Origin of the sequence: Marinobacterium rhizophilum DSM 18822 (genome assembly GCF_000378045.1) — a bacterium.
Lineage (GTDB): Bacteria > Pseudomonadota > Gammaproteobacteria > Pseudomonadales > Balneatricaceae > Marinobacterium_A > Marinobacterium_A rhizophilum.
In genome coordinates this window covers 194,125-208,984 of record NZ_KB899091.1, presented here as the reverse complement: position 1 = coordinate 208,984, position 14,860 = coordinate 194,125, and the positions used below count along the sequence as shown (strand labels likewise).

Genomic DNA, 14,860 nt, shown 5'->3' with positions numbered 1-14,860 from the left:
AAGTTACCGGCCCGCCTTGTTTTTTGTGCAAGTGAACAGTCATGATGACGAAGTGAGTATTGCAGTCGCAGCCAGGACCCTGGTCGGGATGCAGCGGAGAGCACAGGTGTTTATAGACCAACAGATGGCACAGAAAATCGTCGATCGGGCGATGAAAATTACCGGCGTGAACGTCAATGTGATGGATCACCGCGGTGTGATCATCGGCTCCGGCGACCCACAGCGTATCGATAAGCTGCACGAAGGCGCCCTGCATGTGCTCAGCAGCCAAAGTGAGGTGGATATCGCCCGCGACCAGGAAGGGCGGCTCAGTGGTGTGCGCGGCGGCGTCAATCTGCCGATTCGAAGCAGCGGTGACATCATCGGCGTGGTCGGCATTACCGGCGAGCCGGAAGAGGTACGCCGCTATGCGGACCTCGTGGTAATGACCGCCGAGCTGATTGTGGAACAGGCGGCCCTCACGGCCGAGGTGCAGTGGGACAGCCGCCAGCGCGAGAGCGTGCTGCTGCGCCTGATCGAGGGCGGCCCATCCGACTCGCTGTTTGATGAGCGCCTCGCGCGCCTGCAGCTGGATATGAGCCTGCCACGGGTTGTGGTGGTGCTGGAGCTTGTGCAGGCGAGCGGCGGCGCTGATCTGCCACTGGCGCACTTGCAGCAACTGCAGCAGCAACTGCAGCAGCCGGCGGCCGCCAGTGCCGACACCCTGCTGGCCATTACCACGGCACGGCAGATCGTGATGCTGGTGCCCGTCGTCCTCGGCGGCGCGGATGCCACGACCGGGTCAGCATCCAATCAGCGCTGGGACTCAGCGCTGCTGCGGCGCCAGCTGGATGTTCGCTTCAGGCCGTTGCAGCAGCACGGGACGGTGCAATACCGTGCCTGTGTCGGTGACTACTTTGCAGGCGCTGATGGCCTGGCCCGGTCTTATCGCACTGCGCTCAAGACGCTGGACGTAACGCGCACTCAGGTGCCGCCCGGCAGCCTGAGCTTTGCCACCGGGTTCGCACTGGATCTGCTGCTGTTCGACGCTGCCCAGGGCTGGGCCGGCCAGCACCTGCTGCAGGAGTATGATTCCTTTCTGGCGCAGGACAAGAACGGCACGCTGCAGAAAACGCTGGAAACCTACCTGGCCGAAAACATGGACCTGGCGCGCACCTCGGCACGGCTGCATATCCACCGTAATACCCTGCGTTACCGGCTCGACAAGATCGGCGCTGCGCTGAAGCTGGATCTGGGTTCGGTGGATCAGCTGTTACAGCTTTTCGTCACTCTGAGACTTTACAGCCTGACACAGGCAGGCCGTTCAAAGGCGGGGGCGGCACGCTGATTCATGCGGTAGTTGTGCAAATGTACAAAAACGTAGCCCGGGCCCCGGTATAATTTGTAGCGCTAGCCAAGGCGCGATTGCTCGTTGCTATGCCACTATGGTTTCAATCCCGACAGATACAACACCGACCAATGGAACGCCGAACATGAAGATTCTGATCGCACCTGACTCATTCAAGGAAAGCCTGTCCGCCGAAGGTGTGGCCCAGGCCATTGGCCGTGGCTTTAAGAGCGTTTTTGCCGATGCCGAGCTGGTCCTGCTGCCGGTGGCCGATGGCGGTGAGGGCACGACCCAGGCGCTGGTGGCCGCCACGGGCGGCAAGCTGTTCCGTGCCGACGTTACCGGACCCATGGGCGAGTCCGTCAATGCCTGCTGGGGAACCCTGGGCGATGGCAAGACGGCGGTGATCGAATCGGCGGCGGCCTCCGGGCTGGATCTGGTGCCCACGGCGCAGCGCAATCCCTGGCTCGCCACGACACGGGGTACCGGCGAGCTGATTCTGAAAGCACTGGATGCCGGTGCGCGCCATATTATCGTCGGCCTTGGCGGTAGTGCCACCAATGATGCCGGCGCCGGCATGCTGCAGGCCCTGGGCGTGCGTCTGCTGGATGCCCAGGCAAACGAGATCGGCGCTGGCGGCGGGGCGCTGGAAACGCTGCACAGCATCGATGCCAGCGCGATGGACCCGCGCCTGAGCGAAGCGCAGTTCGAGATCGCCTGCGATGTGGATAATCCGCTGACCGGCGAATATGGCGCCTCGGCAATATTCGGCCCGCAAAAGGGTGCCGATCCGCAGATGGTCAAACAGCTGGATGCGTGCCTTGGGCGTTTTGCCGAGGTGGTTCTGGCCTGCCATGGCAAGGATATAGACGCCACGCCGGGTGCCGGCGCCGCCGGCGGGCTGGGCGGCGCCTTTCTGGCCTTTACCCAGGCGCGGCTGAAAAGCGGTATCGATATTGTGCTGGACGCGGTGGAGATCGATCGCCATCTGGAAGGTACTGACCTGGTGATCACCGGGGAAGGGCGTATCGACAGCCAGACGGTACGCGGCAAGACCCCGGTGGGCGTCAGCAAGCGAGCGCAGAAAGCGGGCGTGCCGGTGATCGCCCTGGCCGGTTCCGTTTCCGAGGACTCCGATCTGGTGCATGCCCATGGCATCGACGCGCTGTTCAGCATTGTCCCCGGCGTGGTGTCACTGCCCCAGGCGCTGGAAGATGCCGCCGATAACCTGTACCGCACGGCCCGCAACATTGCCGCCACCTGGCAGCTGGCGCAGGCGTTCGAGGCCAAACGCCGGTAAGGTTTATCGGCAGGATCGAGTTGCAGGTACAAAGTGGGGCCGTCGCGGTGAGCGTCGGCCCCTTTTTCACTTTTTCTGTACTGGTGTAAAAAATCCCATAGAAACAGTTTGTTAGGTATATAAGGCGCGGCTATTGCCTTTGTTTGTTAACGCCGGATCTGGCCAGCGTACTGAGTGGTTGACGCTACGTGGCTTTGCGCCTAGTTTGAACAGAATGCATTCTGAGATCACAGCCCTGGGGGGAAAAGACCTTGGAGGCCAGGATACAAATGTGAGCTTCTATCAGATCGCTGGAGGAAAAAGCATGAAACTAAATACAATATTAGTGGCATTGTTTCTCGTTAGCACAGTGCTTATTTCCAACGCATCTGAAAAACTACCAGGGCCCTCTCATGGTATAAGTTATCCATCAGGGTGGCAGGACTGGGCCTCTATTTCAGTTTCACATCGAACCGACAACAACACGCTTCGCATGATTCTGGGCAACGCTATTGCCGTAAAAGCGGCGCGTTCAGGGCAAACAAATCCTTGGCCTGATGGCGCTATATTGGGAAAGGTGGTGTGGAAAGAGAAACAGTTGGAAAACTGGAAGGCTGCAATCTCACCTGAACAGTTGGTTCACGTCGAATTCATGTTTAAAGACTCGGAAAAATACACAAGTACCTACGGTTGGGGATGGGCACGCTGGGTTGGTGACAAGCAGGAGCCGTTCAATAATGGACCCGAAGTCTGTACTGCATGTCATACGCCGGTAAAGGATCGGGACTGGGTATTTACTGATCCGGCGCCATTCCCCGCAATTGATTAAGGCTAAAAATATTTGCTGTGGAAAAGCGTCGAGTTTGCCTATGATTTTTTTGTTTCAGGCGTGATTCTACTTTTATAGAGGACGCTCATTTCAAAGTTGATCTATACACATGAAGGATATATATCATGGAAGAGCAGGTTGTGGACGATGTTCAGCCAACATGGAAAGTCGTTCACAGTATTGCGCCTGAAGCCGCAAGCTTTTTTATGCAAACCTGTTTGAAGCTGATCCCTCACTCAAGTCACTCTTTAAAGGGGATATGGACAATCAAGGAAAAAAGCTAATGCAGATGCTTGATGTTGCAGTGGGCAAGCTCAAATAGCTCAATGCACTAGTCCCTGCATTGGAAAACTTAGCTGAACGGCATGTCAACTATGGCGTTACGGAACAGTTAAAAATTCCTGGGCCGAATGGACGCGCTGATCCCGTGGTCATGTCTTGAATCCGTCATCGAGGCTCACTACCCGAAGGCTGGCAATGGTCGTCGTCCTTACCCGTGTCCTCCATGCTCCGTATTCACTGTATGCAGCAGTGGTACAAACTCAGTGAAGTTAAGGCGGGCAGATATGCCATCCTGAAGGTTATTTCAGGCAAAAACGGAGCATCAGACAGGAATCGCTGACTTAATCACAGGTTCCTTAGCTTAATCTGTTTTTTTCAGGGTGGAGTGGGCTTTCGTTGGGAATCGCACTTTTCGATCGAAGAGTGCAGCGGTTAGCGTCTTTTTTATGGGCGGAAGTATAAGTACCTGCCGTGTGTTGCTGAAATACATATCAGTATTGTCATTGGTGTTCTGGCTTTTTATATGCTTTACTTTCCTTTGCTGAAAAGTATTTTCAGGAAATAAATAACAACTTATGGTTATGGTTTATTTTAATTGTTTACTTTTATTTAAATTATTCAAAAAGGACGGAGCCGATATTAGTTCGATTGATTGATGCATAAAGCAGTGGTGTCAATTGGTTTACTATTAGCTGAAAGGAGATTTTATCTGGGTACGCTCATTTTTGTCAACTCGCTATTCTTCATTTGTTCTAAATATTCCAGAAAGAGAACTTGTCATGAAAAATAAAGAAATCTGTGAGATCAAGCGCATATTCAATACAAGGCTGGATACGCTGGATCATATCCTGTTGGTAGGTGAAAAGCATTTTGGGGATATGAATGCAATTTTTCAAGAGAGGCTTGCACCTGACATGCTTCCATTCGCTGCCCAAATCGCATTTGCATGCAATCAACCAAGGGGATTCTCTCAATGGTGCGCAGGCGAGCCTATCGATAATCTCGGTGTAGAGGTTGATTCATTGGAGATGGCACGCTCCCATATTGCTAGTACAAAGGACCTTGTGGCGGGTATTACTGCCGATGACAGCAAACTCGATGAAATTAAGCGAGTGGGTCTTGGTCCTGGCAGGTACTGCGAACTCCCTGCTCGTCAGTACGTGAATGACTACCTGATGCCTAATCTATATTTTCACACCACGACTGCGTATGTGATTCTTCGCAAACTGGGTGCTCCACTTGGAAAGTCGGACTTCATGAGTTTCCTCATGCCTTATATCAAGGAAGAAACTTGATATTTGATTACAATAAATTTCGTTCTGCGCTTTCATAGATCCACCGTTCGTGACAATACGTTCGCGCCGGTTAACAAAGCGCTAGGTACCCCGTTACCGCCGGCGAACTGGGCGGCGCCTTCCCGGCCTTTACCCGGGGACGGTTGCACGCCCCAGGCGCTGGAAGATGCCGCCGGTAACCCGTATCGCACGGCCCGCAATTCGGCCAATAGCATCAAATGCGGGAGAATTGGCTAGACTTGAGCCAGTTTGAACCTGGCAGGCTGTTTTTCAACAGCCTGCCAGGTGCACAGCAATCGCAGCATACTCGTGCAATGCATAAAGATGCGTGGCGCTTGGGTTTTACAGATCATCGAGTCCAACAGGCTACCTACACCTTTCCGGTTACTGGAGACGCGCAATGCAAGACCTTCCTCATCACTACCAGGTTGCGGCAAGTGCCGCTCCCGATGGAGACGTATCCCTCTCGGCGGACAAGCTGCAGATACTGCCGTCTGCGCCGCCACTGGAGTTCGGTGGGCCGGGTGACCGCTGGTCGCCGGAAACACTGTTGGTCGCCGCCGTCGCAGATTGTTTTATTCTCACTTTTCGGGCCGTGGCAAGAGCATCAAAGCTGTCCTGGGTGTCGCTGACCTGCGAGGTCGAGGGCACACTCGAGCGTAGTGAAGGCAAAACGAAATTCACCCAGTTCAGGGTTAATGCCACGCTTGGAGTGCCCCAGGACACCAGCGAGGAACGCGCGCAGCGCATACTTGAGAAAGCCGAGGCGGGTTGTCTTGTTACAAATTCACTGTCTGCTGAAACTCACCTCAACGCGGTGGTGTTGGTAAAATCCTAGCGCGTGGCTTCGTGGGGGAGTGAGCCTCAGCAACCGGTTACTCGGCTGGATGCCAGCAAATCAAACGGAGTTGAACAGGGGGCTGCACTGCGGGACTGTAATGTGGGGGCTGCCGATCCTGCTATCATCTTGCCCTGTACCTTCTCCACGCACTTCCATAAGTCGTCATTTTTAACTCAATACCAGTCACGTCGATAGTTGGCTGAACTGCAATCCAAATTTCATTCACAACTCCGCTTAAATCATGAAACGCACTATTTTGGTGCAATATCTGTAGCCTCTTGTGTGATGAGCACGCCTGGAATCAGCGCCAAGGGCCGCATGAAATCCTCAGTAAACGAACTGGATAGCGCGTTCTCAGGCAGATTTGAGCGGATCATACTCAAGGCTCAGGGCCTTTGTGCAATATTATGGGGCGCTTTTGTGTTCGGGTTTATATTTGTTGCTCATTTTTGGTGCGTTTTTGTTTGTTCAAACCGCGCTGCCTGCTGAGCATCTTATAGATTACTATATATATCAAAAACTTAAATTTATTTTTCCGGTATTTGATAAATATGGATCGAATTTTGCTTTGATATCGCCATCGCAAAGGGTCGCTGCACGCTCACCGCTGCGGTGGAAACCAGGGCGGGTGCTATAGAGACACGCATCCCCCGGGCCATCGAGCCGGTCATGCGCGAATGCCGCGCGTCCAAATACACGATGTTTAATTACATTACAGGAAATAACATGAGCGGAAATGCATCCAGATTATCGGCAATCAACGCAATCACAAGCGGCAAAGACGTGACTGTGGAAATGCCGGACCCTCTTAGTAAAATCTGGGCCAGCGATGTCTTTAACCTCGCCAAAATGGAACAGACACTGTCCAAAAACGCCTTCAAGGCGATGAAAAAGACAGTGCAGACCGGTGCGCCTCTGGATCCTGCAACCGCAGATGTTGTTGCTGCCGCGATGAAGGACTGGGCCCTGAGCAAAGGTGCAAAATTCTTCTCGCATATCTTCTATCCGATGACTAACGCGACCGCGGAAAAACACGATGGCTTTATCGTGACCAATTCCGACGGCCATGCCATTACCGAATTTACCGGCAGCCTGTTGATCAAGGGTGAGCCAGACGGTTCATCTTTCCCCAACGGCAGCTTGCGCATGACCAATGCTGCCCGTGGTTATACCGCCTGGGATCCGACCAGCCCCTGCTACATCATGTATACGGCTAACGGCCCGACCCTGATGATTCCCAGCGTGTTCATGTCCTGGACGGGCGAGGCGCTGGACAAGAAAATCCCGTTGATGCGCTCCAATGCCGCGATGAACAAAGCGGCGCATAAAGTGCTGTCGCTCATGGGTGAAACCGACATTGCAACGCTGAATTCCAGTTGTGGTGCGGAGCAGGAGTACTTCCTGATCGACGAGCGCTTTGCGACGAGCCGTCCAGACGTGCTGCTCGCCGGCCGGACATTGTTCGGTGCGCCGCCGGCCAAGGGCCAGCAGTTTGATGATCACTACTTTGGTGCCATACCGGAGCGCGTGCAGGTGTTCATGCAGGACTTCGAAGACCGGTTGTACAAGCTGGGCATTCCTGCCAAGACCCATCACAACGAAGTTGCGCCGGGCCAGTTCGAGATCGCACCCTATTTCGAATCCGCCAATATCGCCGCTGACCATCAGCAACTGCTGATGACCGTGCTGAAAAACACCGCCAAAAAACATGGCTTGCATGCCTTGCTGCATGAAAAGCCCTTTGCCGGCGTCAATGGCTCGGGCAAGCACGTTAACTGGTCTGTCGGTAATGCGACCCAGGGCAACCTGCTCGATCCCGGCCATACGCCGGAGGAGAACCTGAACTTCCTGCTGTTCTGTGGCGCAGTCATTCGTGGCGTTCATCTTTACGGCCCCCTGTTGCGTGCCGTCATCGCATCGGCCGCAAACGACCATCGTCTGGGTGCCAATGAAGCTCCCCCCGCCATTTTGTCAGTGTATCTGGGTGACCAGCTGGAGAAGGTTTTCAAGGATATTCAGCAGGGCAACCTGAACCCGACCGAAAGCGGCGGTCTGATGGACCTGGGTCTGTCGGAAATCCTGACCTTTACCCGTGATCCGGGCGACCGTAACCGTACGTCTCCCTTTGCCTTTACCGGCAACCGCTTCGAATTCCGCGCCGTGGGTTCTTCCCAGTCGGTCTCCGGGCCGCTGGTCGCGATGAACACCATGCTGGCCGACTCGCTGAACTGGATTGCCGGCAAACTGGAAGCTGCATTTGATTCAGGTCTGGATCAGACGACTGGCGTTATCGCAGTGCTGAAGGAGCTGATGGATAAGCATGGCAATGTTGTGTTCGGTGGCGACGGCTATTCGGCTGAATGGCACAAAATGGCAGTTGAAGAACGTGGCCTGAAGAACATTCCGACCACGGCAGAAGCACTGCCCGCGCTCATGGAGGATTCCGTCAAGGATCTGTTTAAAAACACCGGTGTGTTGACGCCTGTCGAACTGCAGAGTCGATACGAGGTGTATTCCGAGCAGTACATCCTCTCGATCGAGCTGGAAGCCAAACTGGTGATCGAAATGGCCACCACGTCGATCTACCCGGCGGCGATGACTTACCTGGCGGAACTGGGCACCTCGATCTCCGGTGCCGCGGCCATGGGCATTGAGCTCGACACAGGGATTGCGAAAAAAGTCGCAGCCGAGGCCGATGCCATGATGAAGGTTGTGGCAACGCTCGGTAACGCCGTGGAGAAGCATGACTTCGCATCGACAGAAGCCCATATGCAGTTCTGCGCCTACGAGATCCGTCCGCTGATGGACCTGGTCCGCAGCCATGCCGATGCGCTCGAGATGACGGTTGCGAACACTGTTTGGCCGCTGCCGAAGTACTCCGAGATGCTGTTCATCAAATAGCACCAGAGGAGGGAGCTGTCAGCGCGGTGCTGTGAAGGCACGCGCTGCAAGTCTCTGGATAATAGAAAGGCCCCGGGAGCCCTTGCATAAAGGCAACCCCGGGGCCTTTTTTCGTTTGGCAGAGAGGATCTGCCAAGCACTGGCCGGGTGGTTATTTCCCGAGCGCGTTCAGCAGGGCCTCGGCGGTGGCTTCTGACGATGCCGGATTTTGTCCCGTGATCAGGTTGCCGTCGGTTTCCACATGGGCATGCCAGTCGTCGGCTTTACCGTAGAGCCCGCCGTTTTCAGTCAGCATGTCTTGCACCAGAAACGGCACTACCTTGGTGAGCCCCACAGCGGCTTCCTCACTGTTACTGAATCCGGTGACTTTCTTGCCTGACACCAGTGGCGAGCCCTCTGGCCCCCTGGTGTGCCGTAATACACCGGGGGCATGGCACACGGCGGCAACAGGCTTGCCGGCGCGGTAAAGGGTTTCGATCAGCTTGATGGAATCCGCATCTTCGGCCAGGTCCCACAGTGGGCCATGGCCGCCGGGATAAAACACGGCGTCGAAGTCGTCAGGTTTGATGGCATGCAGGGGTATGGTGGTGGCCAGTTGCGCCTGTGCGCCGGCATCGTGCTGAAATCGGCGGGTGGCGTCGGTCTGAGATTCCGGTGCATCGCTCTTGGGATCCAGCGGTGGCTGTCCTCCGGCGGGGGAGGCCAGGGTCAGGGTCGCCCCGGCGTCTTTAAGGGTGTAAAAGGGCGCGGCGAACTCTTCGAGCCAGAAGCCAGTTTTCTCGCCGGTGTCGCCCAGGCGGTCGTGGGACGTCAATACCATCAGTATGTTCATATTTTCCTGGGTTCCTTCGCTAACGCGTGTGGCGCGGGCGGATCAGACCTGCACCTTAAGCTTGTCAAAATTCTGCCCCTGCAGCAGGCGTCGAAACCGGTACGACCGTCCTGCAGCCTCTGGTTCGCCCGGGTGAAATTTGCGCCGTCGCCAAGGCCGTGCGCTATGGGGCAGCTCGGTGACAGTGTAGTTCGTAATCTGGCCGCCTACCGGCCCCGCAGGTTGCGGTGTTCAGCAGCAGGCCCGTGGAGGCGCTAGATCAAGGTATATTCAACATGCCGAAAAGAGCGGCTTCACAAATTGGCGTCGGTCATCCCCAGGGCTGAGAGGGTTGAGGCCATGGCCGTTTTAAGGGCGCTGTCATCCCGCCGCACCTTGGTCAGCAGCGTCGCGCCAAGCCACATCTGATAGAGGGATTCGGCTAAAAGCGTGGATGAAACGTGGCTGCTGATTGAACCGTCAATGCGTCCTTGTTCGATGCATTGAGACAGGCGTTCGATCGTACGACGGGTGCCCTTGTGTAACGCGCTGCGCATGGCTTCGGACAGGTCAGACACTTCGCCGCTGAGCTTGACGACTAGGCATTTTCCCACCGGGTCTTCGGCCAGCTGCGTTTCCATCCATAGCGACCAGTAGCGCATCAGTCGCTGGGCGGCAGGTTTGTCGCCGTCGTTCAGCAGGGTATCGAGCCGTTGCTCATAGTCGCTGAAATAGACCTCCAGCATGGCTTCGCCAAACAGCTCCTTGGATTTGAAGTAGTGGTAAAAGGAACCCTTGGGTATCGCCGCGCAACGCAGGATTTCACTCAGGCCTGCGGCCGTGAAGCCCTTTCGCAGGATGATAGGTCTGGCGGCATCCAGAATTTTCTGGCGGACAGCGTTTGGGTCAGTCATGGCAGGGTCCTGTTTCGCGTACTGCTTTAATCTGGCTGATTAAGTGGTTCCGGGTGAATGCCTCACTTTGTATTAGACTGGTCGTCTAGCGATCGTTCCAGAGCCGTACCGGGTGAAAGGTCGGATATGCGCTGATGACAGCCGCCCATAGGGGTGACTTGATAACAGTGAGTGCACCTTATGTCACCCGCTCGCTGAGGTATTCGTTCCTGGCAGACGGCTTATTCGCCGCCAGGTCACATGCCAGAAGCGGTAATCATCATCAGCTGCAGCACAGTTACTATGCTTATATGAAAAAAAGACAGTGAACCTCTATGTCAACGAGCTCAATAAACAGGAGTCCGCCATGAAAAAGTCTCTCGCAGCAGTCGCGCTTATGCTCGCTGCATCCACCGGCTCTGCCGCCGAAGAGTGCGGCAGGGTCACGATTGCAGACATGAACTGGAGCTCGGCAACGCTGATTGCTAATATCGACCGCTTCATACTTGAACATGGATTCGGCTGCGCCGCGGAGCTGGTCCCCGGCGACACCATGCCCACCACAACCTCCATGATGGAAAAGAAAGAACCGGACATCGCCCCCGAGCTCTGGACCAACTCCTTTCAGGCTGCGCTGGACAAGGCCGTGGCCGACAATCAGCTGCAGGTGGCCGGCAAGGTACTGTCCGATGGTGGCGAAGAAGCGCTCTGGGTACCCCAGTACATGGTTGACAAGGATCCGAGCCTGGCCACGATCGAGGGTGTGAAGGCCCACGCAAAACTGTTTACCCACCCCGAAGACCCCGACCGTTCGGCAGTGATCGGTTGCCCGGCTGGGTGGGGCTGCCAGCTGGTGGTCAACAACCTTTACCGGGCGTTGAAGCTGGAGGAGGCGGGTTTCGATCTGATTGACCCGGGTTCGGCGGCGGGGCTCGATGGCTCCATTGCCCGGGCCTATGAGCGCGAGGAACCCTGGTTCGGTTACTACTGGGCGCCGACGGCCATTCTGGGCAAGTACGATATGGTGAAGGTTGATTTTGGTTCCGGCGTCGACAAGGAACACTTTCTGGCCTGTATTACCAAGGAAGACTGCCTGGAGCCCCATGTGACCATGTGGCCCGAATCGCCGGTATACAGCTATACCACCTCGGACTTCGCCACCCGTCATCCGAAAGAGTTTGAGTACCTCGCCACCCGGGCCTTTACCAACAGCGAACTGAACAAGCTGTTGGCCTGGATGGAAGATAACCAGGCTGATGGCGAGATCGCCATGGAACATTTCCTGAGCGAAAACGAAAGTACCTGGACCGCCTGGCTGTCACCCGAGGTGGCCGCGCGGGTCAAGGAAGCGCTCGGCAATATGTAGCCGCCCGTTGAGACCGCGGGTGCATGGAGGCTACACCTGCGGTTGTGCCTGATTATCAAAACAGGATACCCCTTATGGCTGGTGACTCTTGGCTAACCGAATTTCCTGAAATGAGCCGCGAGGGCCTGTTGGGTATTCGCAAGTCGCTCGACGCAACCTACCGCGATTTTTCCCGCGAGTACGGCGACAGCATTGAATCCATCTTTGATCCGCTGCTCTCATTTCTAATCTGGTTTGAAAAACTGCTGCTCAACACCCCCTGGCCGCTGGTTATCATTGCGATTACCGCGCTGGCCTATTTTGCATCCCGTTCCTGGAAGCTTTCCCTGGGTGTTGTGGTGTCGTTTCTGCTGATCGGCTATTTCGGCATGTGGGAAGACACCATGCGTACCCTGAGCATCATTACCGTCTGTACGCTGCTGTCGATTGCGCTGGGGATACCGGTGGGCATCATGATGGCGCGCTCCGACCGGGTGCAGTCCGGGGTGACGCCAATACTGGATATCATGCAGACCATGCCGGCCTTTGTGTACCTGATACCAGTGGTGATGCTGCTGGGTATAGGGCGTATTCCGGGCGTGATTGCCGTGGTGATTTATGCCATTCCGCCGGTTATTCGGCTCACGAACCTCGGCATTCGGCTGGTGGATCGCGAGGTACTGGAGGCGGCGACCTCCTATGGCGCCAGCCCCACGCAACGCCTGCTGGGGGTGCAGTTGCCGCTGGCCATGCCGACCATCATGGCCGGTATCAACCAGACCATTATGATGTCCCTGGCCATGGTAGTGATCGCCTCGATGATTGGCGTCAAGGGGCTTGGCCAGCCGGTACTCAAGTCCATTACCAACCAGTACTTTACCCTGGGCCTGTTTAACGGCCTGGCCATCGTAGCCCTGGCCATCATTTTTGACCGTGTTTCCCAGGCCTATGCCAAGCGCACGCAGAAGCACATGGAGGGCTCGGATCATGGCTGAGCCACTGGTAAGAATTGAGAACCTGTACAAGGTGTTTGGCAGCAACCCGGAATCGGTTATTCCGCTGGTGGAAGCCGGCCAGAGCAAGGACGACATCCTCGCTGCCACCGGCCATACGTTGGGGCTACAGAACATCAACCTGGAGATTGGCAAGGGGGAAATTTTTGTCGTCATGGGGCTGTCGGGGTCCGGCAAATCGACCCTGATACGGCATTTCAATCGCCTGATTGATCCCACGCAGGGACATATCTTTGTCGAAGGCGTGGATGTGATGACGCTGTCGGCGAAGGAGTTGCAGGAGTTCCGGCGTCACAAGATGTCCATGGTGTTTCAGCGCTTCGGCCTGCTGCCGCATTGCAGCGTGCTGGAGAATGTTGGCTATGGCCTGAGCATCCAGGGACTGGGCAAGGACAAAGTGCGGGAAAAAGCACTGCACTGGCTCGATGCGGTCGGGCTGTCGGGGTATGAGGATCAGTATCCGTCGCAGCTGTCTGGCGGACAGCAGCAGCGTGTGGGCCTGGCCCGAGCACTCTGTACCGATGCCGAAATATTGCTGATGGACGAGGCCTTTTCGGCGCTGGACCCGTTGATCCGTCGCGAGATGCAGGATCAGTTGATCAGCCTGCAGCACAAGCTGCACAAAACCATTATCTTTATTACGCACGACCTGGATGAAGCGCTGCGCCTGGGGGACAAGATTGCCATTCTGCGTGACGGCAAGCTGATCCAGGTGGGCAATCCCGAGGACATACTGCTGCATCCGGCGGATGACTACGTCGAAGCCTTTGTGCACGACGTCAATCGGACCAAGGTATTGACGGCGGCTCATGTGGTGAGCAAAGTCCAGCTGACCCTGACCGGGCGCACCACGGCGCAGCAGGCGCTGGACACGATTCGGGAGCGGCATGCCGACTATGCCTGCGTGCTGGATGGCAAAAGCCTGAAGGGCATTCTAACCCTGCAGGATGCCGAGCGGGCCCTGAACGAGGGTGCCGGCAATATCGCGGCTTATGTGCGCAATGTGAACTGCGTGCCCGACAGTGCGGAACTCGAAGCTCTGCTGCCACGGCTGTTGATACAAAAGGAGAATCAGCCCATTGGCGTCACCAACGAGGACGGGGAGTTCACCGGCATGGTGAGCTGCAGCAAGATGGCCGAGTTCGTGTCCTGAGGGCGCACGCGGGCCCGCGATTGTGGATAGAATGCTCAGGGTTCAGGGTTCAGGGTTCAGGGCTCAAGGGCAGCGACAAGCCAAAGCAAGAAACCAAACGTCGACAGTTGGGCCCCAGGGCCGGGTTGTCGGCGTTTTTGTGTGCCGGGGGCATTAGGCTTACACTTCTGTGTCCGCAAAGAGCAGGCACAGAAGTGTCATGCGAACCGGTAAGAACAAGGAGTGAACGTGACTGATCTGACCCACGCACTTGAACTGCAGGAACAGGCGCTGGTATTCGGCGGCTTCGATGAAGATACCGCCTTCAAGCTGGGTAACGCGCTACGGGAAAGGGCGGCGGAGCACAAGGCGCCGGTGGTGGTGGACATTCGAACGCCCAACCGCCGGCTGTATTTTTCGGCCCTGCCGGGGTCTGCTCCCGACAACGACGAATGGGCCCGTCGCAAGGGAAACATTGCGTTGCGCATGCAGTGCTCGTCGCTGTTGTACGGTGAGCGGCTGGCGGCCAAGGGCCAGAGCGTTGAGCCCGGCATGGGACTCGACCCGCTGGATTACGCGGCCCATGGCGGCAGCTTTCCGGTACGGGTGCAGGGCGCCGGTGTCGTTGCGGTTATCACGGTATCGGGTTTACCGTCGCGGGATGATCACGAACTGATCGTCGGTGTCCTGGCAAAATACCTGGACGTTCAGAACATCAGTCTGGATGAACTGCTGGCGGGTTAGTGCAGGCGGTTCAGGGCCAGAGTAACGTTGCAGCCTATATGAAGCTTAAGACGGCCCTTTTCCGCCATCCTGCGTTGTGTGTTGTGTGTTGTGTGTTGTGTGTTGTGCGTTGTCGCCATAGCCCCACTATGACTCAGTCTCACACCTTGGACGGGTAAAACACCACCA

Annotated in this window: 13 protein-coding genes and 1 pseudogene; 12 read left to right on the top strand and 2 right to left on the bottom strand. The window is 56.2% G+C overall.

Annotation, left to right across the window (positions count from 1 at the left end; all coding sequences use genetic code 11):
- The first annotated feature begins 106 nt into the window (after positions 1 to 106).
- The 8 genes and pseudogenes from F451_RS24805 to F451_RS0104465 all read left to right on the top strand — a co-directional run bounded on the left by F451_RS24805 (position 107) and on the right by F451_RS0104465 (position 8,754).
- Positions 107 to 1,327 carry a sugar diacid recognition domain-containing protein gene (locus tag F451_RS24805; protein WP_169434445.1) on the top strand — a complete coding sequence of 407 codons (1,221 nt, stop codon included), beginning with the start codon at positions 107 to 109 and terminating at the stop codon, positions 1,325 to 1,327.
- A gap of 145 nt (positions 1,328 to 1,472) precedes the next feature.
- Positions 1,473 to 2,627, top strand: a complete 1,155-nt coding sequence (locus F451_RS0104485) for a glycerate kinase (protein WP_020680152.1) — start codon at positions 1,473 to 1,475, stop codon at positions 2,625 to 2,627.
- Between the two features lie 271 nt (positions 2,628 to 2,898).
- Positions 2,899 to 3,435, top strand: coding sequence for a cytochrome P460 family protein (locus F451_RS27060; RefSeq protein WP_205623958.1), 537 nt, complete (start codon positions 2,899 to 2,901; stop codon positions 3,433 to 3,435).
- A 125-nt stretch (positions 3,436 to 3,560) separates the two neighbouring features.
- Positions 3,561 to 3,719, top strand: a complete 159-nt coding sequence (locus F451_RS27585) for a hypothetical protein (protein ID WP_020680151.1) — start codon at positions 3,561 to 3,563, stop codon at positions 3,717 to 3,719.
- Between the two features lie 114 nt (positions 3,720 to 3,833).
- Positions 3,834 to 3,985 (top strand): annotated as a pseudogene (locus tag F451_RS28335) (transposase); the annotation flags it as partial.
- Between the two features lie 511 nt (positions 3,986 to 4,496).
- Positions 4,497 to 5,012, top strand: coding sequence for a DUF1993 domain-containing protein (locus F451_RS0104475; protein WP_020680150.1), 516 nt, complete (start codon positions 4,497 to 4,499; stop codon positions 5,010 to 5,012).
- A 400-nt stretch (positions 5,013 to 5,412) separates the two neighbouring features.
- Positions 5,413 to 5,850 carry an OsmC family protein gene (locus tag F451_RS0104470; protein ID WP_020680149.1) on the top strand — a complete coding sequence of 146 codons (438 nt, stop codon included), beginning with the start codon at positions 5,413 to 5,415 and terminating at the stop codon, positions 5,848 to 5,850.
- Between the two features lie 729 nt (positions 5,851 to 6,579).
- Entirely contained in the window at positions 6,580 to 8,754 is a 2,175-nt protein-coding gene (locus F451_RS0104465) for a glutamine synthetase III family protein (RefSeq protein WP_020680148.1), read from the top strand.
- 151 nt (positions 8,755 to 8,905) lie between these two features.
- On the opposite strand, the gene F451_RS0104460 is transcribed toward F451_RS0104465, so the two are convergent.
- Positions 8,906 to 9,586 carry a type 1 glutamine amidotransferase domain-containing protein gene (locus F451_RS0104460; protein ID WP_020680147.1) on the bottom strand — a complete coding sequence of 227 codons (681 nt, stop codon included), beginning with the start codon at positions 9,584 to 9,586 and terminating at the stop codon, positions 8,906 to 8,908.
- Positions 9,587 to 9,879: 293 nt separating this feature from the next.
- On the bottom strand, positions 9,880 to 10,479 hold the full coding sequence (locus tag F451_RS0104455; RefSeq protein ID WP_020680146.1) for a TetR/AcrR family transcriptional regulator: 600 nt from the start codon (positions 10,477 to 10,479) through the stop codon (positions 9,880 to 9,882).
- 346 nt (positions 10,480 to 10,825) lie between these two features.
- Here F451_RS0104455 and F451_RS0104450 point away from each other — a divergent pair, with 346 nt between their 5' ends.
- From F451_RS0104450 to F451_RS0104435, 4 genes are all read left to right on the top strand, one after another.
- Entirely contained in the window at positions 10,826 to 11,824 is a 999-nt protein-coding gene (locus F451_RS0104450) for an ABC transporter substrate-binding protein (protein ID WP_020680145.1), read from the top strand.
- A 74-nt stretch (positions 11,825 to 11,898) separates the two neighbouring features.
- A complete protein-coding gene (locus tag F451_RS0104445; protein WP_020680144.1) occupies positions 11,899 to 12,798 on the top strand; it encodes an ABC transporter permease in 900 nt (299 codons plus the stop codon).
- On the top strand, positions 12,791 to 13,969 hold the full coding sequence (locus F451_RS0104440) for a quaternary amine ABC transporter ATP-binding protein (RefSeq protein WP_020680143.1): 1,179 nt from the start codon (positions 12,791 to 12,793) through the stop codon (positions 13,967 to 13,969). Before F451_RS0104445 ends, F451_RS0104440 begins: the two co-directional genes overlap by 8 nt.
- Positions 13,970 to 14,197: 228 nt before the next feature.
- The gene (locus tag F451_RS0104435) at positions 14,198 to 14,692 is read left to right on the top strand and encodes a heme-degrading domain-containing protein (RefSeq protein ID WP_020680142.1); all 495 of its coding nucleotides are present in this window, start codon (positions 14,198 to 14,200) and stop codon (positions 14,690 to 14,692) included.
- Positions 14,693 to 14,860 lie beyond the last annotated feature (168 nt).

Bases quoted from the DNA above. Each gene is read 5' to 3' on its own strand.
- F451_RS0104485 (WP_020680152.1), top strand. From the start codon at position 1,473: ATGAAGATTCTGATCGCACCTGACTCATTCAAGGAAAGCCTGTCCGCC.
- F451_RS27585 (WP_020680151.1), top strand. From the start codon at position 3,561: ATGGAAGAGCAGGTTGTGGACGATGTTCAGCCAACATGGAAAGTCGTT.
- F451_RS0104475 (WP_020680150.1), top strand. From the start codon at position 4,497: ATGAAAAATAAAGAAATCTGTGAGATCAAGCGCATATTCAATACAAGG.
- F451_RS0104470 (WP_020680149.1), top strand. From the start codon at position 5,413: ATGCAAGACCTTCCTCATCACTACCAGGTTGCGGCAAGTGCCGCTCCC.
- F451_RS0104465 (WP_020680148.1), top strand. From the start codon at position 6,580: ATGAGCGGAAATGCATCCAGATTATCGGCAATCAACGCAATCACAAGC.
- F451_RS0104460 (WP_020680147.1), bottom strand. From the start codon at position 9,586: ATGAACATACTGATGGTATTGACGTCCCACGACCGCCTGGGCGACACC.
- F451_RS0104455 (WP_020680146.1), bottom strand. From the start codon at position 10,479: ATGACTGACCCAAACGCTGTCCGCCAGAAAATTCTGGATGCCGCCAGA.
- F451_RS0104450 (WP_020680145.1), top strand. From the start codon at position 10,826: ATGAAAAAGTCTCTCGCAGCAGTCGCGCTTATGCTCGCTGCATCCACC.
- F451_RS0104445 (WP_020680144.1), top strand. From the start codon at position 11,899: ATGGCTGGTGACTCTTGGCTAACCGAATTTCCTGAAATGAGCCGCGAG.
- F451_RS0104440 (WP_020680143.1), top strand. From the start codon at position 12,791: ATGGCTGAGCCACTGGTAAGAATTGAGAACCTGTACAAGGTGTTTGGC.